At 67.8% G+C, this 26217-nt stretch carries 32 protein-coding genes; 18 read left to right on the top strand and 14 right to left on the bottom strand.

Annotated features, from left to right (window positions below):
• Positions 1-32: 32 nt before the first annotated feature.
• Complete coding sequence (locus J2Y69_RS15505) at positions 33-809, top strand: SGNH/GDSL hydrolase family protein (RefSeq protein ID WP_310022395.1); 777 nt, start codon at positions 33-35, stop codon at positions 807-809.
• Entirely contained in the window at positions 806-1537 is a 732-nt protein-coding gene (yczE, locus tag J2Y69_RS15500) for a membrane protein YczE (protein ID WP_310022393.1), read from the top strand. Before J2Y69_RS15505 ends, yczE begins: the two co-directional genes overlap by 4 nt.
• Here the strand turns inward: yczE and J2Y69_RS15495 are convergent.
• Positions 1474-2076 (bottom strand): dihydrofolate reductase family protein, encoded by a 603-nt coding sequence (locus J2Y69_RS15495; protein ID WP_310022392.1) that lies wholly within the window; start codon positions 2074-2076, stop codon positions 1474-1476. The two genes, yczE and J2Y69_RS15495, sit on opposite strands and share 64 nt — an antisense overlap.
• Before the next feature lie 82 nt (positions 2077-2158).
• On the opposite strand from J2Y69_RS15495, the gene J2Y69_RS15490 reads away from it, so the two are divergent.
• The gene (locus J2Y69_RS15490) at positions 2159-2887 is read left to right on the top strand and encodes a formylglycine-generating enzyme family protein (RefSeq protein ID WP_396653118.1); all 729 of its coding nucleotides are present in this window, start codon (positions 2159-2161) and stop codon (positions 2885-2887) included.
• A gap of 32 nt (positions 2888-2919) precedes the next feature.
• Here the strand turns inward: J2Y69_RS15490 and J2Y69_RS15485 are convergent, their stop codons facing one another.
• A complete protein-coding gene (locus J2Y69_RS15485; RefSeq protein ID WP_310022563.1) occupies positions 2920-3780 on the bottom strand; it encodes an Lrp/AsnC family transcriptional regulator in 861 nt (286 codons plus the stop codon).
• Between the two features lie 335 nt (positions 3781-4115).
• Between J2Y69_RS15485 and J2Y69_RS15480 the strand changes: the two genes are divergently transcribed.
• The 5 genes from J2Y69_RS15480 to J2Y69_RS15460 are packed head-to-tail and all read left to right on the top strand — an operon-like array spanning position 4116 to position 10748.
• Positions 4116-5468: an MFS transporter gene (locus tag J2Y69_RS15480; protein WP_310022389.1), complete on the top strand. Its 1353-nt coding sequence runs from the start codon at positions 4116-4118 to the stop codon at positions 5466-5468.
• Positions 5469-5471: 3 nt separating this feature from the next.
• Entirely contained in the window at positions 5472-7145 is a 1674-nt protein-coding gene (locus J2Y69_RS15475; protein WP_310022387.1) for an amidohydrolase, read from the top strand.
• A gap of 5 nt (positions 7146-7150) precedes the next feature.
• Positions 7151-8761 (top strand): thiamine pyrophosphate-binding protein, encoded by a 1611-nt coding sequence (locus J2Y69_RS15470; protein ID WP_310022385.1) that lies wholly within the window; start codon positions 7151-7153, stop codon positions 8759-8761.
• An 11-nt stretch (positions 8762-8772) separates the two neighbouring features.
• Positions 8773-9759 carry an agmatinase gene (speB, locus tag J2Y69_RS15465; protein WP_310022384.1) on the top strand — a complete coding sequence of 329 codons (987 nt, stop codon included), beginning with the start codon at positions 8773-8775 and terminating at the stop codon, positions 9757-9759.
• On the top strand, positions 9756-10748 hold the full coding sequence (locus J2Y69_RS15460) for a C-terminal binding protein (protein ID WP_310022382.1): 993 nt from the start codon (positions 9756-9758) through the stop codon (positions 10746-10748). The genes speB and J2Y69_RS15460 overlap by 4 nt, the downstream gene beginning before the upstream one ends.
• 49 nt (positions 10749-10797) lie before the next feature.
• Here the strand turns inward: J2Y69_RS15460 and J2Y69_RS15455 are convergent, their stop codons facing one another.
• Entirely contained in the window at positions 10798-11169 is a 372-nt protein-coding gene (locus J2Y69_RS15455; protein ID WP_310022379.1) for a hypothetical protein, read from the bottom strand.
• 23 nt (positions 11170-11192) lie between these two features.
• Entirely contained in the window at positions 11193-11792 is a 600-nt protein-coding gene (locus J2Y69_RS15450) for a TetR/AcrR family transcriptional regulator (protein ID WP_310022378.1), read from the bottom strand.
• A 96-nt stretch (positions 11793-11888) separates the two neighbouring features.
• On the opposite strand from J2Y69_RS15450, the gene J2Y69_RS15445 reads away from it, so the two are divergent.
• On the top strand, positions 11889-12725 hold the full coding sequence (locus tag J2Y69_RS15445; protein WP_310022376.1) for an oxidoreductase: 837 nt from the start codon (positions 11889-11891) through the stop codon (positions 12723-12725).
• Between the two features lie 37 nt (positions 12726-12762).
• On the opposite strand, the gene J2Y69_RS15440 is transcribed toward J2Y69_RS15445, so the two are convergent.
• Positions 12763-12966: a helix-turn-helix transcriptional regulator gene (locus J2Y69_RS15440; protein WP_310022374.1), complete on the bottom strand. Its 204-nt coding sequence runs from the start codon at positions 12964-12966 to the stop codon at positions 12763-12765.
• Positions 12963-13385, bottom strand: a complete 423-nt coding sequence (locus J2Y69_RS15435) for a hypothetical protein (RefSeq protein WP_310022372.1) — start codon at positions 13383-13385, stop codon at positions 12963-12965. The genes J2Y69_RS15440 and J2Y69_RS15435 overlap by 4 nt, the downstream gene beginning before the upstream one ends.
• A gap of 147 nt (positions 13386-13532) precedes the next feature.
• Here J2Y69_RS15435 and J2Y69_RS15430 point away from each other — a divergent pair, with 147 nt between their 5' ends.
• Entirely contained in the window at positions 13533-14075 is a 543-nt protein-coding gene (locus tag J2Y69_RS15430) for a GNAT family N-acetyltransferase (RefSeq protein WP_310022369.1), read from the top strand.
• Positions 14076-14093: 18 nt separating this feature from the next.
• Here the strand turns inward: J2Y69_RS15430 and J2Y69_RS15425 are convergent, their stop codons facing one another.
• Positions 14094-14438, bottom strand: a complete 345-nt coding sequence (locus tag J2Y69_RS15425; protein ID WP_310022560.1) for a YciI family protein — start codon at positions 14436-14438, stop codon at positions 14094-14096.
• Between the two features lie 253 nt (positions 14439-14691).
• Here J2Y69_RS15425 and J2Y69_RS15420 point away from each other — a divergent pair, with 253 nt between their 5' ends.
• Together J2Y69_RS15420 and J2Y69_RS15415 are read left to right on the top strand one after the other, a co-directional pair.
• Positions 14692-14943, top strand: a complete 252-nt coding sequence (locus J2Y69_RS15420; RefSeq protein WP_310022367.1) for a hypothetical protein — start codon at positions 14692-14694, stop codon at positions 14941-14943.
• A 28-nt stretch (positions 14944-14971) separates the two neighbouring features.
• Positions 14972-15385 carry a GNAT family N-acetyltransferase gene (locus J2Y69_RS15415; protein WP_310022365.1) on the top strand — a complete coding sequence of 138 codons (414 nt, stop codon included), beginning with the start codon at positions 14972-14974 and terminating at the stop codon, positions 15383-15385.
• 68 nt (positions 15386-15453) lie between these two features.
• On the opposite strand, the gene J2Y69_RS15410 is transcribed toward J2Y69_RS15415, so the two are convergent.
• Both J2Y69_RS15410 and J2Y69_RS15405 read right to left on the bottom strand, forming a co-directional pair.
• Positions 15454-16584: a thiolase family protein gene (locus J2Y69_RS15410; protein ID WP_310022363.1), complete on the bottom strand. Its 1131-nt coding sequence runs from the start codon at positions 16582-16584 to the stop codon at positions 15454-15456.
• Entirely contained in the window at positions 16571-17725 is a 1155-nt protein-coding gene (locus J2Y69_RS15405; RefSeq protein WP_310022361.1) for a class I adenylate-forming enzyme family protein, read from the bottom strand. Before J2Y69_RS15405 ends, J2Y69_RS15410 begins: the two co-directional genes overlap by 14 nt.
• 267 nt (positions 17726-17992) lie before the next feature.
• On the opposite strand from J2Y69_RS15405, the gene J2Y69_RS15400 reads away from it, so the two are divergent.
• Entirely contained in the window at positions 17993-18646 is a 654-nt protein-coding gene (locus J2Y69_RS15400) for a carbonic anhydrase family protein (protein ID WP_310022558.1), read from the top strand.
• Between the two features lie 60 nt (positions 18647-18706).
• The gene (locus J2Y69_RS15395) at positions 18707-19102 is read left to right on the top strand and encodes a hypothetical protein (RefSeq protein ID WP_310022359.1); all 396 of its coding nucleotides are present in this window, start codon (positions 18707-18709) and stop codon (positions 19100-19102) included.
• A 371-nt stretch (positions 19103-19473) separates the two neighbouring features.
• Here J2Y69_RS15395 and J2Y69_RS15390 read toward each other — a convergent pair whose 3' ends face one another.
• The 5 genes from J2Y69_RS15390 to J2Y69_RS15370 all read right to left on the bottom strand — a co-directional run bounded on the left by J2Y69_RS15390 (position 19474) and on the right by J2Y69_RS15370 (position 23310).
• On the bottom strand, positions 19474-19986 hold the full coding sequence (locus J2Y69_RS15390) for a GNAT family N-acetyltransferase (protein ID WP_310022357.1): 513 nt from the start codon (positions 19984-19986) through the stop codon (positions 19474-19476).
• A 40-nt stretch (positions 19987-20026) separates the two neighbouring features.
• On the bottom strand, positions 20027-20599 hold the full coding sequence (locus J2Y69_RS15385; RefSeq protein WP_310022355.1) for a peroxiredoxin: 573 nt from the start codon (positions 20597-20599) through the stop codon (positions 20027-20029).
• Positions 20600-20630: 31 nt separating this feature from the next.
• A complete protein-coding gene (locus J2Y69_RS15380) occupies positions 20631-21590 on the bottom strand; it encodes a hypothetical protein (protein WP_310022353.1) in 960 nt (319 codons plus the stop codon).
• Between the two features lie 664 nt (positions 21591-22254).
• Entirely contained in the window at positions 22255-22998 is a 744-nt protein-coding gene (locus J2Y69_RS15375; protein ID WP_310022556.1) for an SDR family NAD(P)-dependent oxidoreductase, read from the bottom strand.
• A gap of 147 nt (positions 22999-23145) precedes the next feature.
• The gene (locus J2Y69_RS15370; protein WP_310022351.1) at positions 23146-23310 is read right to left on the bottom strand and encodes a hypothetical protein; all 165 of its coding nucleotides are present in this window, start codon (positions 23308-23310) and stop codon (positions 23146-23148) included.
• 28 nt (positions 23311-23338) lie between these two features.
• On the opposite strand from J2Y69_RS15370, the gene J2Y69_RS15365 reads away from it, so the two are divergent.
• The 4 genes from J2Y69_RS15365 (at position 23339) to J2Y69_RS15350 (ending at position 26086) form a co-directional block, all read left to right on the top strand.
• On the top strand, positions 23339-23497 hold the full coding sequence (locus J2Y69_RS15365; protein ID WP_310022349.1) for a DUF5993 family protein: 159 nt from the start codon (positions 23339-23341) through the stop codon (positions 23495-23497).
• Positions 23494-24126 carry a disulfide bond formation protein B gene (locus J2Y69_RS15360; protein WP_310022347.1) on the top strand — a complete coding sequence of 211 codons (633 nt, stop codon included), beginning with the start codon at positions 23494-23496 and terminating at the stop codon, positions 24124-24126. The genes J2Y69_RS15365 and J2Y69_RS15360 overlap by 4 nt, the downstream gene beginning before the upstream one ends.
• A 98-nt stretch (positions 24127-24224) precedes the next feature.
• Entirely contained in the window at positions 24225-24602 is a 378-nt protein-coding gene (locus J2Y69_RS15355) for a hypothetical protein (RefSeq protein WP_310022345.1), read from the top strand.
• 350 nt (positions 24603-24952) lie between these two features.
• A complete protein-coding gene (locus J2Y69_RS15350; protein ID WP_310022343.1) occupies positions 24953-26086 on the top strand; it encodes a DUF4232 domain-containing protein in 1134 nt (377 codons plus the stop codon).
• Positions 26087-26217: the final 131 nt, after the last annotated feature.

Below are 26217 nucleotides of genomic sequence, written 5' to 3'. Positions count from 1 at the left end.
GAGCAGGTCGCGGCGAGGCCTAGGCTGGAGTGATGACCGCGGTCCGCTACGTCGCCATCGGAGACTCCTTCACGGAGGGTGTCGGGGACGAGCTCCCCGACGGGCGCGTCAGAGGCTGGGCGGATCTTGCGGCACAGGGCTGGGCGGATGCTCTCGGCTCGTCGATCTCCTACGCCAACTTCGCGATACGGGGGAAGCTCGCCTGGCCCGTCGTCGAGGAGCAGCTCGAACCCGCGCTCGCTCTTGGTCCCACGCACCTGTCCTTCAACGCCGGCGGCAACGACATGCTGCGGCCCCGCGCTGATATCGAGCACATCGCGGACGCCTTCTCGCGTGTGCTGCGCCGCTGTGACGAGATGGGGACCACTCTCATCGTGCTGTCCGGGGCGAACCCGGCCGGACAGCTTCCGCTGGGCGATCTCGTCCAGCGGCGAGGCGATGAGCTCTCGGCCGCCGTCCTCCGCAGGATTCAGGATCGTCCCGACGTGGTCCGAGCCCTCAACTGGCCGGATCGCGAGCTGAGCTCGTCGCCGTACTGGGCGGAGGACCGCCTGCACATGAACGCGCACGGCCATCATCGTGTCGCAGCTCGCGTGCTCGACGCGCTCGGACTCGACGTGCCGGACTCCTGGTGGAAGCCGAGCACGAGCGTGCTTGCGGGGAATGTCGGATCCTGGCAGTACTACCGCGCCCATGTCGCGCCCTGGGTGGTCCGCCGCCTCACGGGGCGCTCCTCCGGTGACGGGCGCCAGCCGAAGCACCCTGTGTGGACGGACGTGGCGCCTCGGGCCGTTCAGGACACGGCGTGACCGCATCGCGGCTCACGTCTCGGCGTCTGGTGCGGCGCTGGACGCAGCTGATCGTCGGCCTCTTCCTCTACGGCATCGGCATCGCCTTCATCGTGCGGGGCGGCCTGGGCGCCGCGCCCTGGGACGTCCTGACCCAGGGCATCTCACACCATGTGCCGCTGAGCTTCGGCGTGATCACCATCGTCATCAGCGGCGTCGTCCTGCTCCTGTGGATACCGATCCGGCAGCGTCCGGGAATCGGCACGCTGCTCAACGCACTGTGCGTCGGCCCGTCCGCCGATATCGGCTTCCAGGTGATCCCCGCCGCGGACCAGCTGTGGCTGCAGGTGCTCTTCTTCGTGCTCGGGCTGGTCATCCTCGCGGGCGCGACGGGGCTCTACATCGGTGCAGACTTCGGACCGGGGCCTCGGGACGGGTTGATGACCGGTCTGCACCGACGGCTCGGCTATCCGATCTGGGCGGTGCGCACCGCCATCGAGGTGAGCGTCGTCCTCGTCGGCTGGCTGCTCGGCGGGACGGTCGGCGTCGGTACTGTCGCCTTCGCGCTCCTCGTCGGGCCGCTGTGTCAGTTCTTCCTCCGGGTGTTCGCGGTGCGTCGGGTCGGGGGAGAGGACGGCTCCACCCGCGGGGCCGCGCGCCGAGAAGCCCCCTCCGCGTCCGACGCTCAGCCGTCCGTGGAGTCTGTGACGGCAGTGGAGTCCACGGATCCCGCGGGAGAGACGCGGTAGGACAGCTCTGCATAGGGGCCGATCTGCCGGACACCCGTGAGCGTCAGCCGATCCGCCCCGAGGGCGCGGGGGAGGAGCGGCTTCCCCGCGGCCAGGGTCGCCGGCGCGAAGGTCACGATCACTTCGTCGAGCAGACCCGCGTCGGCGAACTGCCCGACCAGATCGCCGCCACCGACCAACCAGATGTCGCGGTCACCCGCCGCCTCCGCGATCTCGGCGTAGTGATCGGCGACCGACCCCGAGACGAACCGCACATCAGCGTCCGGGACGAGGGGAAGCTGCCTGGATGTGAACACGTAGGTCGGCCGGTCGCCGTAGTACTCCGTCCAGCGGTCGGGCTCGGCGAGCAGCCCGTTCTCCCGCACGGTCCATTCGTAGGTGGCCGATCCCTCCACCAGGACGCCGATGCCGGCGGTGAAGGCCTCGATGTCGCCGGTGACCTCCTCCTGCGGCACCTCGAACAGCCAGGCGAGCGAGTCCTCCGGGTCGGCGAGGAAGCCGTTGAGCGTGGACGCGGTGTAGAAGATGGTCTTGGGCATGGACCGACGCTACCGACGGCCACCGACATCGGAGGAGGGAGCCCCGGCGACGCGCTACAGTGCGGACGTGGACGACTTCAGCATGGCCTCTCTCCCGGGAGGAACGGTGGAACTGCACGATGCCCGAGCCGAGAGGCGCTGGAGCGTCGAGCTGGAGCCGTTCGAGATCGGGGTGTACCCGGTCACCGAGGAACAGTTGGCCGAGTTGCTGGGCGTCACGTCGCACCATCCGCGTCGCCCCGCCGCGGACGTCTCCTGGCTGCGTGCCATCCGGATCTGCAACGCCGCGTCCGAGTGGGAGGGGCTCGACCCCGTCTACCGCTTCGAGGGGGAGGAGGTGAGCTGGGCCGTCGATGCGGACGGCTACCGCCTGCCCACGGAGGCGGAGTGGGAGTACGCCTGCCGCGCAGGATCCACCGGACCGCACTACGGGCCCCTCCGTGAGGTCGCGTGGACCACGGCGGACGGCGTCTCCTCCCCGCAGGACGTCGGGGGCAAGATGCCCAATCTGAACGGCCTCTTCGACACGCTCGGGAACGTCTGGGAGTGGTGCTGGGACTTCCTCGATCCCGCTCGCTACGGCGAGTACCGCGTGTTCCGAGGAGGGGGCTTCGCCGACGAGGCGTGGAGCGCCAGGGCCTCCTCCCGACGCGGAGGGGCTCCACGGATGCACCATGAGGACGTCGGCCTGCGCCTGGCGAGGGGCGGCTTCGAGACCGTGGACGCGGCACAGGGCTGGTCTGCCGTCGCCGACCGGGAGCGTGCGGCCGGCGACGGTCCGCTGCCGACGGGCTGGACGCCCCGGCGCTGACTCGGGATACGAATGCTGATTCCTCCCTGCTCCTACCGGGATCCCGCGTAGTCCTCCTTGACGACGTCGAGGTGCGTCCAGCTCTCCAGGCCGCTGACCGGCGGCAGCGCGCGGAGCTGTTCGATCACCTCCAGCACGTCGACGGCCGAGGAGCCGCCGATCGTGGCCACGAAGTCATAGCTCCCGTGCGAGCGTGCCGCGAAGTCGATGGCGGGGGAGTCGACGAGGTACCGGCGGACAGGTTCGGCGTCGTCGCCGAGGATGATGCCGACGCCGACCGCCACACGATTGCGTGAGACGCCGCCGGAGGGTATCGCGGAGATGCGGATAAGACCGGCCTCGATGAGCCGTCGCACACGGGAGCGGACCGAGGACGGCGAGAGATGCACAGCCTCCGCAAGCTCCCGGTAGCTCGCCCGTCCGTCGATCTGCAGCGCGGCGATCAAGCGGTGATCCAGATCGTCCAACGCGATCTCTCTGCGGGAGTCGGCGACGAAGAAGCCGCGGAGGACCTCGCCGTACGTGGTGACCTGCACCTGCCGCACGGTCGGGATGCGGCGCACATGGTCGAGCATCGCGTGCAGCTGCTCGTCATTGCCGTGGCGGGACTCGAACACCAGCGGATGGGAGCCGCTGACGAGCGACACGAAGACGGCGTCGTCGACCTCCGCGATCCGTGTGGCGACCTCTCGCGCGGGGCCGGTCGTGCTCACCATGGCGTGCACCAGGACGTGATGACCGACGAACCCGGGATCGAGAGCCGCGACCACGCGCAGACCGTCGCGTTCGACCAGAAGGCGCAGGCGCTGCGAGACGTAGTCGCGAGGTGCGTGCAGCAGCTCCGCGAGCTCCTGGATGCTCGCCCGGCCGTTCTCCTGCAGCGCGTGGATCAGCTGTCCGTCGAGATAGCTGACGTCGCGGTCCGGTCGGCGGGATGCGGGGCTGTCGGCGATGGTCGTGCCTCCAAGGGGGTGATTCGTCGGATGCGTGAAATACCCGAATCTGCGGATCGGAACGACAGATCATCGGTCAGATCACTGATATTTCCAGCATCTGTCTACAGATTGTCGCCAGAGTACCGCAGATGCGCGGTCCATCCCGTTCCGATGCCAAGCATCTGCTTTCGGACGGTCCTATAGTCGGCACAATCCCATGGACGCCTACCCCACGTCCGGACCGACCGAACCTCCATCGACCTTCCTCTCCCCACAGAGCAAAGGAGCCCTGTATGTCCGCCTCGATCGCCCCGCCGCCGGCGCATTCGCACCGACGGGCCCTCCGTGCCGGCTTCGCCGCCATGGCCGGCACCTCCATCGAGTGGTACGACTTCTACGTCTATGCCACCGCCGCCGCGCTGGTCTTCCCCCAGGTGTTCTTCCCTGAGGTGGATCGGGTCGTGGGCACCCTTGCCTCCTTCGGCACATATGCCGTCGCCTTCTTCATGCGTCCGCTCGGCGGGATCATCTTCGGCTACATCGGCGACAAGTTCGGCCGCAAGCCGGCGCTCACCATCACGCTGCTGATGATGGGCGTCGCCACCGTGTTGGTCGGCTGCCTGCCCGGATACGCGACGATCGGCGTCGCTGCGCCGATCCTGCTGGTGCTCCTGCGCATGGTGCAGGGCCTCGCCGTCGGCGGTGAGTGGGGCGGCGCCAGTCTGATGTCGGTGGAAAGCGCGCCCCCGAAGTACAAGGTGTTCTATGGCGGCTTCACGCAGGTCGGCAACCCGTTCGGGGCGATGCTGGCGACCGGCGCGTTCTGGGCGCTCTCCGCGGCCGGCGACGATGCCATGGTCGCCTGGGGCTGGCGCATCCCGTTCCTGTTCAGCATCGTGCTGATCGGCGTCGGCTTCTGGGTGCGCTACCGCGTCGAGGAGACGCCGGTTTTCGAGGCGACGATCGAGGGTCAGAAGCAGTCCACGCCGATCGTGTTCGCGATCCGCAACAACTGGTGGCCGATGCTGCTCGGCTTCTGCATCATCGCGATGTCGTCCGGTGGTTATGTGATCGCTACGACCTTCGTGCAGAACTTCGCGACCGCACCCGAGATCGGCCTGGATCCCAGTGTGATCCTCGGTGCGATGACCGTCGCGTCCTTGGTGGAGCTGCTCGTCACCCTGCCGCTGGCCTGGCTCGGCGACAAATGGGGGAGCAAGACGCTCATCTACTTCGGCGCGGTGGGATCGATCGCGGTGTTCGTGCCGCTCGTGCTCGTGATCCAGAACGAGCAGGTGGCGATGATCTACCTATTGGCGTCGGCGTTGCGCATCACGCTGAGCGGCGCGTGGGCACCGCTGTCCACGCTCATGGCCCAGATGTTCCGCCCGCAGGCACGCTACACGTCCATGTCGCTGTCGTACGGCGTCGGCGCCGCCGTGTGGGGAGGCCTCTCGCCGGTCATCGCGACGGCGTTGATCGCGGCCACCGGCAGTTTCTGGTCGGCCGTCGTGTTCTTCGGCCTGCTCTGCCTGCTCGCCGTCTTCGGCGCGTTCTTCGCCCCCCAGCATTCCGACAACGCGCCGATCACCGAATCGCTGACCGCACGCGGCACCACCGCGATCCCGACCGTAGAGAAGAGCTGAGCAATGCGCCGCCTGGCCACCTACGACTCCCATGACTCCGGTGCGACGATCATCACGGCCAAGAACATCCGCACCGTCGATGAGGCCCAGCCCGAGGCCGAGGCGATGCTCACGGCAGGGGGCCGGATCCTCGCCGTGGGCGCACTCGCCGACGTCGAGGCGGCGGCCGAGGCGGCCGGTCTCGCTCCCGAGCGCGTCGATCATCCGGGCGGGACGGTCGTCCCCGGGTTCGTCGACGCGCATGCCCATCCGCTGATGTACGGGCAGCTGCTCACCTGGGTCGACGTCGGGCCTGCACGGGCCGGGTCCATCCCCGAGATCGTCGAGCTGATGAGGGAGCGCGCGGCGACGCTGCCCGAGGGCGCCCCGCTGCGCGGCTACGGCTACGAGCAGCGCAACCTCGTCGAGCGCCGGCATCCCACCCGGAACGAGCTGGATGAGATCGCCGCCGACTGCGAGGTGTACATCATGAACGCTTCCGGCCACGGCGGCGTCGTGAACACTTTCACACTGGACAAGTTCGGCATCACGCGGGACACCCCGAACCCGGACGGCGGGGAGTTCTTCCGCGACGCCGACGGCGAGCTGACCGGCGAGCTGTCCGACGCGGCATGCAACGTGCTGACCGGCCTGCACGGCGTGAAGGTCGGCCATCACGGCCCGAACTTCCACCTCGGCGACGAGCCGGCCGAGCACCAGCGTCAGCTCGACGCCGTGCAGCGGGAGTTCCTCGCCGGCGGTGTCACGACGATCGGGGACGCACAGGTGTCGCAGCGCGAGTTCGCCGCCTACCTCTTGCTCGCCGACCGGGGAGCGCTGCACGTCCGGGTGTCGATGTACTTCCTCTCGCACCTGCTCGACCAGGTGATCGACCTCGGCCTGACCGGTCCCTTCGGCAACGCGTTCCTCTCGGCCGCCGGCATCAAGCTCTACGCCGACGGCACGCTGGGCGGCTGGACCGCGTACTTCCCCGAGGGCTACCTCGGCGACCCGTGCCGCACCGGGCAGCTCTATCACGAGCCCGCCGAGTACTCCGCGCTCGTGAGGAAGGCCCACCTCGCGGGCCTGCAGACCGCCACCCACGCCCAGTCGCCGACCGCGATCCGGATGGTCGTGGACGCGGTCGAGGAGGCGCTCATCGCGCGACCCGATTCCGACGCCCGGCACCGTATCGAGCACTGCGGTCTTCCCGATCCGGCGGAGATCCGCCGGATGGCCGAGCTCGGCATCCGCCCCGTCAACCAGACCCAGCACTACTACAACTGGGGCGAGGGCGTGGAACAGGCCATCGGCACACCGGGCGAGCGGTTCAACCCTCTGGGGGAGTTCGTCGAGGCGGGCGTGCCCGTGACGATCTCCTCGGACGCGCCCGTCGCGGAGCCGCTGCCCCTCGAGGCGATCCAGGCGGCCGTCACCCGCATCACCCGCCGCGGACACAAGCTCGGCCCGGACACGCTGCGCATCAGCGCGGCGGAAGCTCTGCGCGCGCACACCCTGGAAGGCGCGGCGTCGATCGGACGCGACAACGAGCTCGGGTCGCTGACCCCCGGCAAGCGCGCCGACTTCGTCGTGCTCGGCGCCGACCCGATCGAGACCGAGGGCGCGGCGATCGGCAGCATCCCGGTGTGGGAGACCTGGGTCGATGGCGTCCGCAAGCACCAGGCACAGGAAGGCTGAGCGAAATGCAGACGGAGATCAGACGCACCACCGGCTGGGTGATCATCGAGGCTCTGCGGGGCTACGGGATCGACACGGTGTTCGGCATCCCGGGCACCCACAACCTCGAGCTCTATCGCCCGCTCTCGGCCCTCGGGATCCGACCGGTCACCACCCGTCACGAGCAGGGCGCCGGCTACGCGGCCGACGGCTGGTCGCTGCAGACGGGGCTGCCCGGCGTGGTCATGACCACGAGCGGGCCGGGCCTGCTGAACGCGCTGTCCGCCGCGGGGACCGCCTACTGCGAGTCCCGGCCGATGATCATCCTCTCGCCCGGCCCCGCGCGCGGCAGCGAGTTCGCCGACGTCGGCACGCTGCACGAGACCAAGGACCAGCTCGCCGCGGCCTCCGCCGTCGTCGAGTGGGGGCGACGCGTGGGCACCGCCGCCGAGGCGGTCGCTGCGGTGCATGACGCGTTCGCGCTGTTCGCGACGGGTCGCCCGCGCCCGGTGTACATCGAGGTGCCGCTGGACCTGCTCGAGGAGGTGGCCGACGGGGTCAGCGACGACGATCTCGCCCCGCGAGGGTTCCCCCCGGCGCCGGTGGCCGATACCGCTGCCATCGCGGAGGCGGCCCGTCTGCTCGCCGCGGCGACCGACCCCGTGATCCTGGCCGGCGGCGGGTCTCGCAGGGCACCAGGTCCACTGCGGGCAGTCGCCGAACGCCTCGGTGCGCCTGTGGTCACCACCGCGAACGCGAAGGGCGTGCTCGACGAGCACCACCCGCTCTCGCTGGGAGCCAATCTGCGTCTCGCCGCGGCGCGCAATCGTGCCCGCGACGCCGACGTGCTGCTCGTGGTCGGATCCAAGCTCGGTGCGGCCGAGCTGTGGGTCGACCAGCTCGACGCCCGCGGCACGGTCATCCGCATCGACCTGCTCGCCTCGCAGCTCGACAAGAACCAGAGGGCGGACGTGGGCATCGTCGGCGATGCTGCGGCGTCCCTGCAGGCACTGCTCGCCGAGCTCGGCGACGGGCAGCCGCGCACCGGCGGCCACGTCGCCGGGACCCTCGACGCGGTGCGGGCCGAGGTGCACGAGCTGTCGCCGGTCAACGCGGCGCTCGCGGAGGTCATCGCAGGCGTGCTGCCGGCCGATGCGATCGTGGCGACCGACTCGTCGCAGATCGCGTACTGGGGCCTGATGAATGTGCTGCGGGTGCCGAGGGCGAACTCGATGCCGTACATGGCGACGTACGCCACGCTCGGCTACGCGCTGCCGGCCGCGCTCGGCTCCCGTCTCGGCGACCCCGGCCGGCCGGCCTTCGCCGTCACCGGAGACGGGGCGCTCATGTTCTCGGTTCAGGAGATGATCACCGTCGTCGAGCAGGGACTCGACGTCACCGTCATCGTCGTAGACAACGGCGGCTACGCCGAGATTAGGCAGAATGAGGCCGATGCCGGCATCGCCCCGGTCGGGGTCGAGCTGACCCAGCCGGACTGGGCCGCGCTCGGCACGGCGTTCGGCGGCACGGGACGGCGCGCCGACTCGGCCATCGAGCTCGCCGAGGCCGTGCAGCAGGCGCAGTCCGCCGGCGGCCTGCAGGTCATCCACATCGACCAGTCCACGTTCGCCCTGTGAGAGGAACGCCCATGAGCAGCACACCGATCGGCCCGGCGGATGCCTCGAAGACCCCGCGCTATGCGGGGCTGTCCACCTTCGCCCGGCTGCCTCGCATCGAGGATGTCGGCGGGGCCGACATCGCCGTCGTCGGCGTTCCGTTCGACAGCGGGGTGAGCTTCCGCCCGGGCGCGCGGTTCGGACCGGAGCACGTGCGCGCGTCGAGCCGGCTGCTGCGCCCGTACAACCCCGCGCAGGACTTCTCCGGCTGGGAGGCCGTGCAGATGGCGGATGCCGGCGACATCGCCGCGAATCCCTTCCGGATCCACGATGCCGTCGAGCAGATCGCCCAGGCGGCGACGGAGCTCGGGGAGCGGGTCGACCGCATCCTCACGATCGGCGGCGACCATACGATCGCCTATCCGCTGCTCAAAGCGCTCAGTGCGAAGCACGGGCCTGTCGCTGTGGTGCACTTCGATGCGCACCTGGACACCTGGGACACCTACTTCGACGAGCCGATCACACACGGCACGCCGTTCCGCCGCGCCTCGGAGGAGGGATTCCTCGACCGCACCGCATCGGTCCACGTCGGCACCCGCGGCCCGCTGTACGGCAAGGGCGACCTCGAAGACGATGCGCGTCTCGGGTTCTCGATCATCACGAGCGAGTTCGTCGAGGAGCAGGGGGTGTCAGCGGCGTTGGAGCGGCTGCGGAACCGTATCGGCGACCGCCCGTTGTACGTGTCGGTCGACATCGACGTGCTCGACCCGGCGCACGCGCCCGGCACCGGCACTCCCGAGGCGGGCGGGCTCACGAGCCGCGAGCTGCTGCGGATCATCCGAGGGCTGGCGGACCTGAACATCGTCGGAGCCGACGTGGTGGAGGTCGCCCCGGCGTACGACCATGCGCAGATCACGGGCATCGCCGCCAGTCATGTGGCCTATGAGCTCCTCACCGCGATGGCACGGGCGATCGTGCGCGACCGCGGCGAGGGAGACGCAGAGGAGAAGAAGAGATGACCACCAAGCCGATCGCGGTCTACACCGACGTCGAAGACACGGACCCGGCTCCCGGTATCGCCCTGCTCGAGGCGCACGGCTTCGAGGTGCGGGTGCTCGGCACGCGCGACCCGGACGAGATCGTGGAGGGGGCGCGGGATGCGGTGGCGCTTCTTCCCGGCTACGCCTCGATCACCCGCGACATGATCGAGCAGCTGCCGAACCTGGAGATTATCGCGCTCATGTCGATGGGCTTCGACTATGTCGATGTCGACGCGGCCACCGAGCACGGCATCTGGGTGACGAACGTGCCCGGCGCCGCCACGGAGGAGGTCGCGACGCATGCTCTTGCGACCCTGCTGTACAGCGTGCGGCAACTGCGCTTCTACCTGGCCAGCGCGAACCCTGCGGACTGGAACGAGCGCGCGCCCCAGGCGCCGCCGCGGCTCAGTGAGAAGACCCTTGGCATCATCGGCCTCGGCCGGATCGGGCGCGAGCTCGCCCGGCTCGCCGGCCCGTTGTTCGGACGCGTGCTCGGCTACGATCCGCTCATGCCCGACACGCCGGAGGTGCGCGCCGACCTGGACGCTCTCGGCGTGCAGCGCACCGGGCTCGACGAGGTTCGCGGCGGCTCCGACGTGCTGTCGCTGCATCTGCCGCTGACCGCGGAGACCGCGCACATGGTCGATGCGGACTTCCTCGCCGGGATGCCCGAAGGCGCCGTGCTCGTCAACGTGTCGCGTGGCGGCCTCATCGACAACCACGCCCTTGTGGCGTCGCTGGACGCCGGACACCTCTCCGGAGCGGCTCTGGATGTGCTCGATGCGGAACCGCCGCAGGTCGGGCACCCGCTGCTCGGCCGCGACGACATCGTTCTCACCCCGCACATCGCCTACTTCTCGGCGCGCACCGAGATCGAGTACGTGCGGATCCAGGCGCAGAACGCCGTGACCCTGCACGAGACGGGAGAGCCTGAGTCGCCGGTGACGCGCCCTGCACCCCGTCGTTGACACGGTCCCTGCGTCACGAAACGGTCAGGCGCGCCTCGCCGAGACCCTCCTAGCGGAGACCCTCGATGTGGCGCCGCACTGCTTCTACGATCGATTCGATGACGGCGGTACCCGTATCGATCGGCACATCTTCGCCGACGCCATGGTCGAGCTTCGCTATCGCCTCTTGCAGCGCTCTCTTCGCCTCGGGGCGTGGCAGATCCTCCGGCAGGCGGAAGGCGAGGACGTCGACGTCACGTCCTTCAATCGCGGGGGAGGCGGCACTCGTTCTTCCGGGGCCGGACGCGTCGGCCGTCAGATGCAGGAACGTCCTCAGTTCCCGGTCATGACCCGTGCCGCCCACGTAGACGACCCTCTTCTCGGCGATGTCGACCCAGACATAGAGCCAGGACGCGGTCGGCAGGATGTTGCCGTCGCGCACGGAGACGACGCGCGCTTCGGCATTCATCGCTCAGCCGCCTGGCTCGTTCCGGACGATCGGGGCTCGACGGCGATCCCGTGGAGGACGAGGTCGATCCATCGGTCCAGGGTCTCGGCGGCCTGCCCGGCCGGGATGCTGCTCACCAGGAGGTAGAGATCGTCGACGGCGAGGTTCTGGCGGATCGTGCCATCCGATCGCGCCCGATCGATGATCGACTGCAAGGCGACCATCGCCCGCTGTAGATCCTCCGAGTCGCTCCCTCCGGCGTCGAGAGCCCCGGCCGCCGCCTTCGCCGCCTGGTTGGTCGACGTCGCGACGGCGACGTCATGAAGCAACGCCGCGAGCTCTCCGAATGCCGGACTTCCGTCCTTCACCGCGCGCGCCGCAACCTCGCTGCGATCCGCGACCTGGGCGAAGAACTCGCTGACGACGGACGCGACGAGGTGGACCTTGGTGGGGAAGTGGCCGTACAGCGTGCCGACCGCGACACCTGCGGCGGCGGCGATCTCGTCCATGCCGACATCGGGGCCGTGCCGGGTGATCTGGTCCCTCGCCGCATCGAGGATTTTCGCGCGATTGCGGACCGCGTCCGCGCGCATCGCTTTCGGGGGGCGCTCGCTCACGCGATCACTCCTCTCAGGGGACTGGCTTGCGAAAACTCGAACTGTGGTTCAGTATTTTACTCGAACCACAGTTCACTTTAGTTGAGGGAAGAGATCATGGCCAGCAGCACCCAGAAAGTCGCACTCGTCACCGGTGCATCCTCGGGGATGGGCCACGCGTTCGCCCTGGACCTACAACAGGCGGGATTCCTCGTCTATGGCGTCGCCCGCCGCGTCGACCGCATGGCGGATCTGCACGCGCAGGGCATCAGGACGCTGGCGATGGACATCACGGATGCGGCGTCGGCGAACGAGGGCATCGACCGCATCCTCGCCGAGACCGGGCGTATCGACGTTCTGGTGAACAACGCGGGGTACGGCTCCTATGGCCCGGTCGAGGACGTCGCGCTGGAGGAGGCGCGCCGTCAGTTCGAGGTCAATGTGTTTGGCGCCTCCCGTCTCATCCAGCTCGTCCTTCCCTCGATGCGGTCGCGGCGGAGCGGCACGATCATCAACATCACGTCGATGGGCGGCAAGATCTACACGCCGTTCGGCGCCTGGTACCACGCCACGAAGTTCGCGCTGGAGTCCTTCAGCGACTGTCTGCGCCTGGAGACGAAGCCCTTCGGCATCAACGTGGTCATCGTCGAGCCTGGCGCAATCCGCACCGAATGGAGCGGGATCGCCGCCGATCACCTCGTGGAGACCTCCGCGAAGGGCGCCTACGCTGCGAAGGCGCAAACGGTCGCCACGACGTTCCGGTCCGAGGCGACCGTCAAACAGTCCTCGCCGCCCGAGCTCGTCGCGAAGACGGTCGTGAAAGCGGCCACGGCTCGTCGTCCGAAGACTCGCTATGCGGTGGGCTTCGGCGCCAAGCCGTTGATCTTCCTTCGTTGGCTGCTCTCCGACAGGGCGTTCGACGCCGTGGCGCTCCGTGTCGGTGGCATCCGCTGAACCCGGATCGGGAGTCGCATTGCGGAGCCCTTGGACGCTAGGCGGACTGTGAGTCGTCGATGAAGATCTCCTCGATCCTCAGTCCGAACAGCCGGGCGAGGCGGAAGGCGACGGGGAGGCTTGGATCGAACTTCCCCGTCTCGATCGCATTGATCGTCTGGCGCGAGACGCCGATCCGCTGCGCCAGCTCCGCCTGCGTCCAGGCGTTCTCCGCTCGCAGGTCCGTGATGCGGTTCCTCATCGGTACCTGATCCTGCCGACGACGAATGCGATCAGGTAGACCACGCCCAGGAGGACGGGGAAGAGCGCGAGATCGAGGTCATAGCGGATGAGCCCGGCCTTGTCTGCGACGACGTAGGCGAATCCCATGACCCAGCCTGCGCCGAGCGTGACCGCCAGGGCGTCCTGCATGATCTTGCGCTGAAGGTCGTCGAGCGTGCGAAGGAAGCGGGTGAAGGCGACGATCCAGACGATGCCGACGAGAACGTTGAGGATGACCGCGACCCAGCTCGCGACCGGCAGCCGACCCGAGTCCCAGAGGGTCTCCGGGCCGAACCGCGCCGCGGCGAGCGTCACCAGCCACACAAGCCCCCAGAGCACGAGCCGGACCGTCGCCCGGATCGACTCGCGATAGGTCCCGGTCTCATCGTGTGCGTTCACGTCAGCCTCCAAAGTCAAGTTCACTTGACAGTAGAGGCGATGCCGAATCATGTCAAGCACACTTGACTCATCGTGGATCTCACCATCGCGCGGAGTGAGGCAGAGTGAGAAGAGGCGTATCGCCGTCGTAGCTGGGAGAATGCCGGCATGTCGGCTCGCCCAGTGAACGCCCTCGAGACCGCTCGTCTCCTGCTGCGGCGCCAGCGGGAGGAGGAGGCGGCCGTCTATCGCCAGATGTGGACAGAACGGGATCCCCGGGTGCCCCCGCATCGACGGATCGATGACGAAGGACACCCCACGGTCGAGGACATCGCCGCGCACATCCGTGACGAGCAGGGAACGTCTGAGCGGGGAGCATCCGGGCTGGGCCTCCTCGCCGTGGAGCGCAAGGACACCGCCGAGGTCATCGGGTACTGCGGAGTCGTCTTCGCGGGGAACGGATCGCCCGAGGACCCCGAGCTGGCATTCGAGTTGCTTCGCGCCGTGCACGGCAACGGATACGCGACGGAGGCCGGGCAGGCCGTGATCGGTTGGGCGAGGGTTGCAGGGTATCGACGTCTTTGGGCGACGGTCTGGGACTGGAACATCGCCTCACGACGTGTCCTGGAGAAGCTCGGGTTTCGGGAGACGGGACGTGTGACCGGCGAGAGCACCCATGGACGAAGCCTGTTGACGGTGCGGGAGCTCTGACAGGGCAGATCACGCGGATCAGCTGGCGGGATCGTCGTGGAACGCGCGAACCTCCTGTGCGCACTGACAGGCCGTCGCGATCTTCGCGCCCCATTCCAGTGCCGCCTCATACGAGGGCAGGTTCAGTACGGCGTAGCCTCCTTCGATCCGCCTCGTCTGCGGATAGGTCCCCGCTGTCACGGTTCTATCCGCGGCGACCGTGACGGGAGGAACACTCTCGTCGATGCCGCCGCCGAAGACCCAGACGCCCGCGTCCTTCGCCTCCTGGACGACCGCGTGGGAGTCGACATCCGCTCGTCGAAGATCCTCATCGGAAAGCTGCCGCATAGCGTCGCTCGGGAACGAGATCAGGTATTTGGTCATGAGACGTCTCCTCTTCCCCCGCACGACAGCGGTGATACCCATGATCGCGGGCGCGGCCGGGAGAGGGGAAGGGGTCGTCGCCGTGCAATGATCGATTCCGCGGCGATTCCGCAGTGATTCGGACGGGGGAGCAGGGGTGACGGCAACCGGGCAGAAACGGGCGGCCACGTCGAAGCGGGGTTCGGCAGCCGCCTCTTTCGTCGCGATCGCGATCGTGGTCATCGCGGCTGTTCTCGCGGGGATCAGCGGGTACTTGAACGGTTCGCTCCAGGGTGAGCTCCCGCACGCCACGGCTCCCGATCGATCGTCCGTCCTCGTCGCCGCTCGCTCCCTGCTCTGGGGCTGCCTGGGCGTCGTCGCGCTCGGCACGGTCCTGTCCGGCGTGATGGCGAGGAGCGGGAACGCCCGCCTGGTCCTCACCATGTCGGTGTTCTTCGGCGGTGCGCTCCTCAGCCTCCTGGTCTTCGTCGGCGGGTACGCGTTCGGATCGAACCCTCCCGGCTGACGGCTGCGCGCTGGTCTAGCGTTGACGGATGGGAAACACGCGAATCACGACGGATCTGGCCGAGATCGACCTCGAGATCGTGCACCGCTGGCTCTCCGAGGACGCGTACTGGGCGATCGGACGCTCCCGGGAGACGGTCGAGCAGGCTGCTCGGGGATCGATCAACTTCGGTGCGCTGGATCAGGACGGGGCGCTGATCGGCTACGCGCGCGTCGTGACCGACCGCGCGACCTTCGCCTGGCTCTGTGACGTCTACGTCGCCCCTTCTGCGCGCGGAGGAGGGGCGGGCGTCGCCTTGGCGGAGGGCGTCATCGGGGAGCTGCGCCCGCTGGGCCTCCGTCGAGTCCTCCTTGTGACCAGCGACGCGCACGGCCTGTACCGGAAAGTCGGATTCGAAGAGTTTCCCAATCCTGAGAAGCTCATGCAGCTGTCCGGCAACTGAGGGGCGGGGGAGCGCCGCGCAGGGGCAGCGTCGAGGGGCGGGCGACACGCACAGCGGTGTGGCGCGGGTCACCGGACGACCTCGACAACCGCGGCGATGCCCATCCCTCCTCCGATCGACGCGGCCGCGACGCCGATGGCCCCGGACGGAGCCCCGGCCCGGACCAGGCGGCTGAACAGACGGACCAGGCTGACGGCACCGCTGGCGCCCCACGGGTGCCCCAGGGCGAGCGCACCTCCGTCCGCGCATACGCGGGGATCATCCTCGTCGATGCCGAGATGGTCCAGGACTGCCAGCGACTGCGCGGCGAACGCTTCGACGATCTCGAATGCGGCGACCTCGCCGATGGCTGCGCCCGCAGAGGCGAGCGCCGCGTGAATCGCGGGCGCGGCGCCGATCCCGGGGAGGGCCGGGTCGCACCCGATCAGCGCGTGTCCGCGGACGGTGAGTCCGGGTGCGCCGCCCGAACGCTGGCGCGGAACGATGACGACCGTGGCAGCACCATCGCCGATGCGCGTGGTCGTCCCCGCGGTGAGCGATCCACCGGGGAAGAGGAGTGGGAGCCGAGGAAGCAACGGCTCGGCCGCACCGATCGCGTCGTCAACGGCGAGCCCGCCCACCGGAACCAGCTCATCCCGGAAGCGTCCGGCATCCAGGGCCGAGAGCGCGCGACGATGGCTGCGCGCGGCATGGGCCTCCTGTCGAGCGCGGCCGATCCCCTCGGCCCCGGCCAGGTCTTCGGCCGCTCGAACCATGTCCGGGTCAGGCCAGCCCGCCGGAGCGAACGCGGCACGGTCGTAAGAGACCCCGTCGACCGAGCGAACGGGCGCCGTGGACGCGCTCTCGACCCCGCCCGCGATGCGCGCACGTCGGTCACCGACTCGGGTGGCGGCGACGGCGTCCAGTACGGCTGCCAGCCCGCTGCCGCACTGCCGGTCGACGGTCCCGCCGGTGACCTCGATGCCGAGACCTGCGGCGAGGGCGGACACGCGCCCCGGGTTGCCACCGGGGCCCATGCAGTTGCCGAGCACCACGTCCGCGACATCGATCGGACCGCCGGTCGCCTCGATCGCGTCGGCGAGGGTCGCCATGATGACGGGCGCTGCGAGCTGTTCGACACGCAGCGACGCCAGCGCACGGCCACGCGTGCCGATCGGCGTGCGGCGGGCGGCGACGATGACGGGTTCATCCGGTGACACGGTCGACCTCACCCGCCATCACTCGGCGGACGACCTCCGCACGCGCCGGCTTGCCGGACGCGTTCCGTGGCAGAAGGCCGGTGAACCAGAGGCGGGGTCGATGCGCCGGGGCGAGCCGCGCGGCGACCGCGGCTCGCAGACCCGCCTTGGTCAGTGGCGCCGATGTCGACTCGGGCTCGAGCATTGCGGCGACGAGGGAGCCGATGTTTCCTGTCGGGAGGGCGAAGACGACAGCGTCCTTCACACCGGGAACAAGACGAAGGCTTGCTTCGACCTCCTCCGGCACGACCGTGGCCGAGGAGGTCTGGATGGCGCCGTCGACCCTGCCGCGGAGCTGCAGCGTTCCGTCGACGATCTGGGCCAGATCTCCGACGGTCGCCCACGCTCCCTCCTTGCGCAGCGGTCCGCGGTCTCCGAGGTAGCCGAGTGCGAGAAAGGGCGAGCGCACCCACAGCTCACCGCCTCGAAGATCGAGGTCGACACCCGGGAACGGTCGCAGGCCGTCGCCGGTGTCGAGCGCCACGAAGGACAGCTCGGCGGCGCCGTAGTAGGCGATCACACGAATGCCCCGGCTCTCCGCTCGCGCGCGGATCCCGGCGTCGAGGTGTGAGCCGCCGACCAGAGCCGTGTGCACGTGTGCTGCTGCCTCGGTGCTCAGCAGGGCGTCGAGTCCGTGCGGTGTGCCGTGGAAGGTGGTCGCGTCACGCGTGTTCGCGTGGGGGAAGACGGGCCGCGGTCCGTCACCCTCCAGCGCATGCGCCAGCGAGAAGAGCGTGAGCGAGGATGACGGCGGGGCCGGGAGCAGGACGCCACCGTCCCGGTCGTCGATGTCCGCGGGCTGAAGCAGTGCGGCGATGCTCGGAAACGAGGCGCGCCAAGACTCCGCGGTTCGCACCACGATCCGCGGCGTACCGCTGCTGCCCGACGTCAGGGCCGCCCACGCGGCGCCTCGGGGCGGCTGCACCCGGCGGACGAGTGCGGCGACGGATGCCCATTGCTCTTGAGGCCATCGTTCGTCACCGACCAGCGGTATGTCGCCGGCCGCCCTGATCGCGCGCACCTGCTCGAACGCCACATCTGCTGCGCCGCGGACGAGTGTGATCTTCGGGGTCACGATCGCCTCCACCTGAACGCTGTTCACCTGAACATCGTTCACTATACCGACGAGGCGGCAGCTGACGAACAGCTGAGAGCGGGCCGAGAGGGGCGACAACGCGAGTAGATTCAGCGAGTGACTTTCTCAAGGCGTGCTCGCCGTCTCGTCCCGTTCATCGGCGTCGCTCTGGTGGCGCTGGCAGGGTGCTCAGGGCAGGCGACCCCGGAGTCGACACCGAGCGCGGCATCCTCATCGGCATCGGCATCCTCGTGGTCGTACGCGGGGGAGGAGGGACCTGATCACTGGGGCCAGATCGCGCCGGCTTGCACCGACAAGCCCGACTCCACCGAATCTCCGATCGATATTCGCACGGACGGACTCGTGCCGGATCAGAACGCGGCGCCACTGGCCGTGTCCTACCGCTCGACCGCGTTCGCCGTCGAGAACAACGGGCACACCATCGAGGCGATACCCGCAGACCTCACGGCCGACTCGGTCACCGTCGACGGTGTCGTGTACTTCCTCCAGCAGTTCCACTTCCACGCGAGCAGCGAGCATCTCCTGAACGGAGCCGCGACTCCTGCCGAACTCCACCTCGTTCACAAGAGCGCGGACGGTGCGGTGCTGGTGCTCGGGGTCCTCCTGAACGTGGGCGCGGAGAACGACGCTCTCAACGAGCTCTTCTCCCGCATTCCCTCCGAGGCGGCGGAATCGGCGCCGGAGCCGCTCGAAGGCCCGATCGATCTCACGGGAATCGTCCCCCTCAGCTCGCCCAGCGTGCGATACGCGGGTTCGCTCACGACACCGCCCTGCACCGAGGGCGTGCAGTGGAACGTCTTCCTCGAGCCGTCCACGGTCTCCGCCGAGCAGTTGTCCGAGTTCACAAAGGTGTATCCGGACAATCACCGCCCTGTGCAGCCCCTCCACGACAGGAAGCTCACCGAGGTGCTCGCCGGCGCGAGCTGAATCCGTGTCGCGCAGGACGATCTTCTTGCCAACTCGGACGAGAAGGCGGACACTGCCCCTATGCGCCACGCACTCCGAGGGATCCTGCTCGTCGTGGCCGGCGCTGTTCTGACCGGCTGTTCCGGGATCTGCCAACCGTCACCGCTGGGGATCTCTCCCGATTCGGTCAGGCAAGGCGATTCGATAACCGTCTCGGCCCTCCCGAGCACGTGCGACTTGGGCCTCGACAAGGATCAGGAATATGTCGTCCGTCTCACCTTCCCGGGGAGTCCCGGTTCGACAGTCGAGCGTCGCGTCGAGGTTAATGAGGACGGGGAGTTCTCCGTTCTGGTCCCTGTTCCGGACACGGCGCCGAGCGGTAAGGCTCAGGTCTTCGTCATCGGGAGCCCTCTCGACAAGTGCGACCGCGAGGGTTCGTGTGCCGGATATCAAGCCCCGTTCACGGTTCTGAGGTAGTCCGCCCGATGGACCGCCCGAGACGGATTGATATCGTCGAACAGTGACGGTTTTCGGTTGGGTCTCCTGGGCGGCAGGGGTCGTCCTTTTTCTCGCCGCTCTGTGGACGACTCTCCGCGCGAATCCAGATGTTCGAATCCCGTTCTTCCGAAATGCTGGAGTGATCCCGAAGGGCTCGATCGCGCTTCGTTCGATCGGCGCCGGGCTCCTGGTCTTCGGAGCAGTGGCCCTCACCGCGTCGGCCGGCACTTGGGCAGCTTTCATCGTGTTGGCCGGGCCTCTGGGCGCGCTCGCTGCGATCATCGTCCACAACCTGAGGGTGGCGAAGCAGACGTCGGCGAGCGGCGTCCGCGCTCATCGCCCGATGCGACTCAGCGGACCATCCGGATCTCCACGAGTCCATCGAGATCCGGATCCACGATCTCCGCACCGTCCGCACAGAACTGGTGCTGCTCATAGAACGCGCGGGCTCTGTCATTCGCGCTCAGAACCCAGAGCTGGGCCGGCTCATTCCCGAGCGCGGCTTCCAGAAGAGCGTGTCCCACGCCATCGCCGTGCTCCGCGGCTAGGAGGTAGAGCGAGAAGAGGTGCAGATCACGCGCTGGCTCGATTCCTCTCGTCGCATCCGGATGACGGGAAGAACCGGAGAAGGCGAAGCCGATGACTCGGCCTTCGCGTTCGGCGACGACAACGGTCCCCGGCACGGGGTCGAGGCTGAGGATCGAGGACCACATGCGGTGTCGAGCGGTCAGCGTCTCTGGCCCCAGAAGACGATCCGGGATGACACCTGCGTATGTCTCGCGCCAGGATGCGACATGGACCTCTGCGATCTGGCCGGCATCGTCGAGCGTTGCGCGACGCACGACAGGGGGAACGCTCGTCATTCCTCGACGCTAGTCCCTTCGTCGCGGGGGCGTCGCGCCGTCATTCGGCAGGGTTCGCTCTGAGCCAATCGAGGACCTGCTGGGCGTGGGTGTTCGGCGGGAAGATCGGGTAGAAGACGTGCTCGACTCTTCCGTCGCGGACGATGAGGGTCAACCGCTTGTAGAGACGTGGTTGCCCTGGTGCGCTGAACGTCGGCAGGGCCAGCGCCGAGCCGAGCAGGAATGCCGTGTCGGAGATCATCGCGAAGGGAAGACGCAGACGTTCGGAGACCTCCGCCTGATAGCGGATGTCCTGACTGGACAGACCCCATACCCTCTGCGCTCCGGCGGCCAGGAGATCGTCATGGTGATCGCGGAAGTCGCATGCTTCCGTGGTGCATCCACGCGCTCCAGGAATGCTGTCCCAGCCGTCGGGGAGGTCCGTGTCGGGCCTTCCCGTCAAGGGATAGAGATAGATCACGGTACGTCCATCGCCCAGCGCGCCGAGGTCGATGACCCCGGCATCGCTCGTGGGGAGCGTGAGGGCGGGAAGGGACATGCCGCGAAGATGGTCGGCGGCCCCGTCATCCTCCGGGATGGGCAGGTTCTCTGGAAGCATGTTTCCGGCGTTCATCGTCATCTCCTTCTCAGGTTAGTCGCCGTGCTCAGGCCCATGGCAGAGCGGTCGATACGTATGAGGAGTCCGCGCTCCCGTTCGGAGTGCCCTGGATCGTGTCGTCCAGGATCGACATGATCCAGGCGAAGGCAAGGATGCCCAGAGGCGCGAGGACGAGGGTCCAGATAAGCCGGCGCCGGGCTTTCACGCGTTCGCGCATCGGACCGGGGTTGGCGGCGTTGCTCACCCGCAGCCGCGGAGCTCCCGTCGTGCGCTCGTCGAGGAGCTGACGCAACCGTTTCGAGCCTCGGTAGACATCGACGGCGACATCGAGGACTCGGAACTGCCCGTCGATCAGCATCAGGCTTCCTGAGGCGTCCTCCAGCACGAGGGAGAGATCCTCCAGATCGACGTTCTCGATGTCGTCAGAGGTACGGCTGGCCCCGTGGCGGGTCGCTCCACGACGAAGACTCGTGATGTGGTGCGGGCCGACATCGATCCGATCCTGACCGGCGCGCGAGCGGAAGCGCACGCCGACGGCAGGCGCGAGGGGCGGAATCGCCTCCCCGAACCCGGGAGGCGCAGCCATCCCCGGCTCGGTGAACAGTCGCAAGGAAGACCACGCGGTAGCAAGGGCGGAGCGGGTGCCCGAGATGGAGACGTCCTGGTCAGGGCCGAGAGCCAGCGCATCCCGCTCCCAGGTCCGGCTGTAGGAGGACATCTGCCGCTCGCGTTCGACGACAGCGCTGACGAGCGTGTCCGGAGCCTGTCGAGAGACGAGCAGCTTCAGGATCCTCTCACGTTGCAGCGCTGAGGGGATCGCGCTCGACATGACCGTCGCGAGCATGTCCGGTCCTACCGGGACGACGGAGAGGTGAACCCCATCGGCTCCGACGGCCTCACCGACCAGCTGCGCGTTCTGCTCGCCAATGACTCTGATCGCGGCGGCACCGTCCGCAGTGCGAGGCACCACGAAGCTGCACAGGGCGTATCCGGGCGGAAACTGCATGAAACCGAATCCCCCCTCGCCCTGAAGCCTGGACGGCTCCGGGAGGAGGGGCCGCGCGTTTCGAGGGGGAGCGAACGCTGTTCCGACCAGTTCCGGGCTGTTCGTCGACATCACGCACCTCACTTGACCGGCTGAAGGGTTCAGATGCGCGCACAGGGCTACGGGATCACCGGTGCGGTCGATCTCTACGCTGCCGAGGCAGGCGAGCGTGATCGATGTGAGGCCGAAACGGCTCGTGATGTCCCTCGGCGCGACGTCCAGGCGCACCGGGAGCTCGGAGGATCCTTCGAGCGGATGTGTTCCCGCAAAGAGCTCAGCCAGGCGTTCCCATGCACTGCGCACCGTGTCGAGATCGCCGCGAACGGCGATGTGCGTCGTGTCCGGGCCGATGGTGACCATGACCTCCGGGACCGAAACCTGTCCGGCAGCGATCTCCCTCGCTCGTCCCAGCTCTGATCGGACGGATTCCGCCAAGCGTTGCAGGGCACCGGTCTCTGCCACCGGTTCATGGACCAGGCCATATCCGATGGTCATTCCGAGGGTGGGAATCGACGTCTCATCGTCATACACCCACCAGTCGTAGCCGCCGGCCTCTTTCCGTATCACTCTTCCGTCTCCCCTTCGTGCTCTTCCCCGCCGACGTTCACAGTAGACGAGAGGAGGGTCAGCGGAACGGACCTCGCGACGAGACGCCGCCGTCGAGAACGATCTGCTGACCTGTCATGTATCGCGATTCGGGCGAGCAGAGGTACGCGACGGCGGCCGCGATCTCATCCGCGCTGCCGGCCCGTCCCATCGGAATCTCGTCGACCCAGCCCTCCTCATCGGAGTTGGCGACCGCCGTCGCGATCGCACCGCCCGCGACAACGTTCATCCGAATGCCGTCGGCGGCGTATTCGGCACCGACTGTCCGCGCCAGACTGACGAGTCCCGCTTTCATGACTCCATATGCGCCCTGCTCGGGCGCACCCATGAATCCGGTGACCGATCCGATGCTGACGAAGACGCCATGCCTCTGTGCCAGATAATGCGGGAGTACCAGCCGCACGAGGCGTGCGACATACCGCAGGTTGAGCTCGTACATCCGATCCCAGTCGTCGTCCTGCATCTCGTGTAGACGCACCGATGGCACGAACGCGACCTGGCCGCCGACGACGGTGATCACGGCATCGATCCCGCCGAGAGCCGTCACCGTATCGTCGACGAGACGGGCCAGCTGCTCGGCGTCACGGACATCCACAGCGAATCCCGTCGCCGGATGTTCATCATCGGCGACTTCGGCGGCTGCGTCCCTCGCACGTTCCGGATCGATGTCGGCGACCGACAAGACGGCCCCGAGCTGACCGAGACGTCGGGTGATGGCATGTCCGATCCCGGCCCCGCCACCGCCGACCACAAGAATGCGCATGCCCGAAAGGCCTTGAGTCATCGACTCAGCCTATCGATGGTGGAGCCGATCAGGAGGCGAGGTGCGGCGAGACGATCAGGTCGACGGCCCCACCCAGAGTCAGCTCCACAGCTCGGAAGACAAAAGCGCACAGGCAGGGTGACGCCTTCAGGAAAGTGCCATGCATCCGCGCTCAAAAAGCGGCAGAAAGCGCAATATCACAAATGCAGAGCCTTGCGGTGAGAACTCGATTACCTCGTTTTTCACCGGCGAATCATAGAACTCGGGTTCACGAGGAATGCGCCTTTTGCCTTTCTCGACGGGGTCGGGCATGGTGGGAGCATCGAGGGAAGGGACCGGGATGGATGCCATCATCTTCTTGCTGATCCTCGTCGCGGCGTTCACGGCGATTCGCGCGCGACGGACGTGGATCGTGCTCGTCAGCACCGGCGTGGCGTTCGTCGCCGCGGCGATGCTGTTCCTGCATCACGCGACCGACACGCTGGGGGTGAGCTTGTGAGCACCCTGATCGAGGCTGAGACGCCGGAGACGGGCGAGACCTCGCCGCGCATCATCCGACTTCTTTCGTTCTGGGCCCACGTCGCCTTCATCGCCGGGTACCTCGGAATCCTCTCGGCGGCGATGTTCTGGTTCCAGTTCGCGCAGGGGGAGTACCCGTGCCCGCTGTGCATCCTGCAGCGCATGGCGATGATGCTCGTCGCCATCGGACCGATCTACGTCGTCTCGCAGACGCTGCGCGGGCGCGGCTCGCTCGGTGTGCTTGCGACCGGCGCGGGGATCGCGATCCTCGGATCGGTGCTGGGGATGGCCATGTCCGGTCGCCAGGTGCTGCTTCACATCGCCCCGGGGGACCAGGGCTACGGAACAGCCGTCCTCGGAATGCACCTCTACACCTGGGCGCTGGTGTCGTTCCTCGTCGTGCTGGTGTTCTGCGGCGTGGTGCTCGCCGGCGGGCGGTGGCTGGTGCCGGTCGCCCCGACGAGCGCGCCCTTGCGGATCGTCGCCTGGGCTGTGGTGTGGCTGTTCGTGCTGACGATCGCGATCAACGCGGTCGTAGTCTTCGCCGAGGCCGGGTGGAACCTGTATCTTCCCGACAATCCCACCGGCTACAGGCTCTTCGAAGGATGAGATCGTTGCCCCCTTGACGGACTGAAGGTCATCTTCGGTGCCCGGCGGCGCTCGCTCGTGGCCGAGTCGTCTTCCCCGCCCTCGCTGTTCTTGGCGCGATGACCATGCTCTTCTCGGGCTGTGCGTCTTTGCGCGGACCGGCGGACCGTACTGATCGCTTCGTCGCTGCAGGCCAGGACTGCATCGGCTCCTGGTGGATCGACGATCTTCGAGAGGGGACAAGGGAAGAGGCTCGCTCGATCGCGGAGCGCGCACTCGAAGAGGACGATGTCTCCGAGGAGAGCCTTGAATCCGCGCGCAGCCTGCTCGACATGTCGATGAATGAGCAAGAGCGGCGAAACACGTCCGATGTCGCGTTCGGGAGCGAGGCGTACATGCTCGCGGTGACCCTTCACGTCAAGAACGAACTCGACGAGGCTGGATACCCCGACATCGATCGTGTCCTCGAGGTCTGGTCCGACCACACATGTTCCTGACGACGGATCGCCTGGCTAAGTCAGTGGGATGCTTGCACATCGTGAATGTGCCGCGATGGACCTGTTCGGATCGGGTAGGCACGTAGTTTCGGTTGCGGGATTCCAGGGTTCGCCGGTGTCGAGTGGTATCGCGTTTCGATCGCAGGAGCGTCGACGTCGTGGTCTTGCCTGACGCCGCATCGCCCCGGATGATCACAAGACGCGTTGACGCGATGCCGGCGTGAGCCATCGTCCCATCTCCCAAGCACCGACACCTGCTCGGTAGGCTCGTCATATGACGGGATCCGGCTTGCTTCTCGCGCGGTCTGCGGATCGTGCTCGCGGGGCGCTGGCGCGCTCAGACGGCAATAGTGCCGGCTGACGTGCGGCTGCGGCGGCCGTGGCTGATCAGCGCCATCGTCGGCGGTCTGTGGCTGGTGGTCGTCTTCCTCTCAGCCGTTGTCTCGTTGACTCCCTTCAGCCGTGTCCAGCAGGCGGTGCTGCCCTCAGGCGTGACACCGTTTTTCTGGTCCTGGGCAGCTCCGTGGCCGGTGCTGTTTCCGATTGCAGGAGCGGTGGCCGTCGCCCTGGTCCACGCGGCGATCATGCGTGTCGCGCGCCCGCGTGGGCCATTCACCGCAACATGGCTGGCAACGGTAGCAGCCGGGGCGATCGCTGGAATGACTGTCGATGTCGCGCTTGTGTTCGGCTCGCTCGTCGCCAACGGATGGGCGATATGGGGTCTCGATCTGGGATCCCGTGCCGCTGTCGGCGCATATTGGGGCCTGCTCTACGGGTGGATACCAGGACTCATCGCACGTCGCCTCGCCAGGCCGGGGGAGTCCGTGTTCTCGGTACGACGAGGCACCCCCGCGATCGGAATTGTGCTGGCCCTGGGCGGGCTGGTGCTGCTCGGAGCAACGCAGATATTCGGCGATGGCGCGACTCAGGCGCAGCTGCGTGCCGAGGAGGCAATGACCGAACCGGCTCCTGCTGACGGCGCCGCTCGACCAGACCCCGATGCTGAGGGCGAGCCGGTCCCTGACCACGTCAAGGGAGCTGGGGTTACGGGTGATGACGCGTGCACGTCTGAGCGTGCGATGGTTCTTTCCGGCGACGTCGATGGCGCGACGGGTCACCGCGGGCTGCGGCTCGAGCTGATGAACTTCTCCGATGCCCCGTGCGTGATTGAGGGTTACCCCGATATTGCGTTTGGCGACCAGAATGATCACCTGCTCGCGGTGACGGTTGAACGTGGCAGTTCCTTCATGGCGACCGATCCGGGGGCGACGCGCGTCGAGATCCCTGCGCATGCCTCGGCGGTCGCCTACGTCGGTTGGGATGCCAACTCCACACAGGGAGCACTTGTTGCTCGGACGTTCTGGGTGTCGGCGTTGGCCGGCGAGACCCGCGGATCGAAACCCATCGATAGCGACGTCATTTCCGGATCGACCGTGAAGGTCACTGCCTGGGAGCTTTCCACAGTCGGCCCGTCTGCCCCATGACAACGGGCCGTTCGGACGCGTTCTGCGGCCAACGGCGGTGGCGTCCCTCTGAGTGGTGGAGATTGTCAACACCGGCGAGGTCAGCTGTTTTGATTATGCCGCGATGAGTTCGGGGATGCTCTCCTGTTCGT

It is taken from the genome of Microbacterium resistens, from assembly GCF_031456305.1.
Lineage (GTDB): Bacteria > Actinomycetota > Actinomycetes > Actinomycetales > Microbacteriaceae > Microbacterium > Microbacterium resistens_A.
Note: the sequence above shows the minus strand (reverse complement) of the source record. Positions and strands in the feature narration are given on the sequence as shown.

What these genes read in the sequence shown, in the direction of transcription:
- speB (WP_310022384.1), top strand. Translation starts at nt 8,773, where the DNA reads ATGAGCAGCACACCGATCGGCCCGGCGGATGCCTCGAAGACCCCGCGC.
- J2Y69_RS15460 (WP_310022382.1), top strand. Translation starts at nt 9,756, where the DNA reads ATGACCACCAAGCCGATCGCGGTCTACACCGACGTCGAAGACACGGAC.
- J2Y69_RS15490 (WP_396653118.1), top strand. Translation starts at nt 2,159, where the DNA reads ATGGCCTCTCTCCCGGGAGGAACGGTGGAACTGCACGATGCCCGAGCC.
- J2Y69_RS15505 (WP_310022395.1), top strand. Translation starts at nt 33, where the DNA reads ATGACCGCGGTCCGCTACGTCGCCATCGGAGACTCCTTCACGGAGGGT.
- J2Y69_RS15425 (WP_310022560.1), bottom strand. Translation starts at nt 14,438, where the DNA reads ATGACCAAATACCTGATCTCGTTCCCGAGCGACGCTATGCGGCAGCTT.
- J2Y69_RS15430 (WP_310022369.1), top strand. Translation starts at nt 13,533, where the DNA reads ATGTCGGCTCGCCCAGTGAACGCCCTCGAGACCGCTCGTCTCCTGCTG.
- J2Y69_RS15385 (WP_310022355.1), bottom strand. Translation starts at nt 20,599, where the DNA reads ATGAACGCCGGAAACATGCTTCCAGAGAACCTGCCCATCCCGGAGGAT.
- J2Y69_RS15470 (WP_310022385.1), top strand. Translation starts at nt 7,151, where the DNA reads ATGCAGACGGAGATCAGACGCACCACCGGCTGGGTGATCATCGAGGCT.
- J2Y69_RS15355 (WP_310022345.1), top strand. Translation starts at nt 24,225, where the DNA reads ATGACCATGCTCTTCTCGGGCTGTGCGTCTTTGCGCGGACCGGCGGAC.
- J2Y69_RS15480 (WP_310022389.1), top strand. Translation starts at nt 4,116, where the DNA reads ATGTCCGCCTCGATCGCCCCGCCGCCGGCGCATTCGCACCGACGGGCC.
- J2Y69_RS15440 (WP_310022374.1), bottom strand. Translation starts at nt 12,966, where the DNA reads ATGAGGAACCGCATCACGGACCTGCGAGCGGAGAACGCCTGGACGCAG.
- J2Y69_RS15390 (WP_310022357.1), bottom strand. Translation starts at nt 19,986, where the DNA reads ATGACGAGCGTTCCCCCTGTCGTGCGTCGCGCAACGCTCGACGATGCC.
- J2Y69_RS15395 (WP_310022359.1), top strand. Translation starts at nt 18,707, where the DNA reads ATGCGCCACGCACTCCGAGGGATCCTGCTCGTCGTGGCCGGCGCTGTT.
- J2Y69_RS15375 (WP_310022556.1), bottom strand. Translation starts at nt 22,998, where the DNA reads ATGCGCATTCTTGTGGTCGGCGGTGGCGGGGCCGGGATCGGACATGCC.
- J2Y69_RS15370 (WP_310022351.1), bottom strand. Translation starts at nt 23,310, where the DNA reads ATGCCCGACCCCGTCGAGAAAGGCAAAAGGCGCATTCCTCGTGAACCC.
- J2Y69_RS15380 (WP_310022353.1), bottom strand. Translation starts at nt 21,590, where the DNA reads ATGCAGTTTCCGCCCGGATACGCCCTGTGCAGCTTCGTGGTGCCTCGC.
- J2Y69_RS15475 (WP_310022387.1), top strand. Translation starts at nt 5,472, where the DNA reads ATGCGCCGCCTGGCCACCTACGACTCCCATGACTCCGGTGCGACGATC.
- J2Y69_RS15495 (WP_310022392.1), bottom strand. Translation starts at nt 2,076, where the DNA reads ATGCCCAAGACCATCTTCTACACCGCGTCCACGCTCAACGGCTTCCTC.
- J2Y69_RS15445 (WP_310022376.1), top strand. Translation starts at nt 11,889, where the DNA reads ATGGCCAGCAGCACCCAGAAAGTCGCACTCGTCACCGGTGCATCCTCG.
- J2Y69_RS15365 (WP_310022349.1), top strand. Translation starts at nt 23,339, where the DNA reads ATGGATGCCATCATCTTCTTGCTGATCCTCGTCGCGGCGTTCACGGCG.
- J2Y69_RS15415 (WP_310022365.1), top strand. Translation starts at nt 14,972, where the DNA reads ATGGGAAACACGCGAATCACGACGGATCTGGCCGAGATCGACCTCGAG.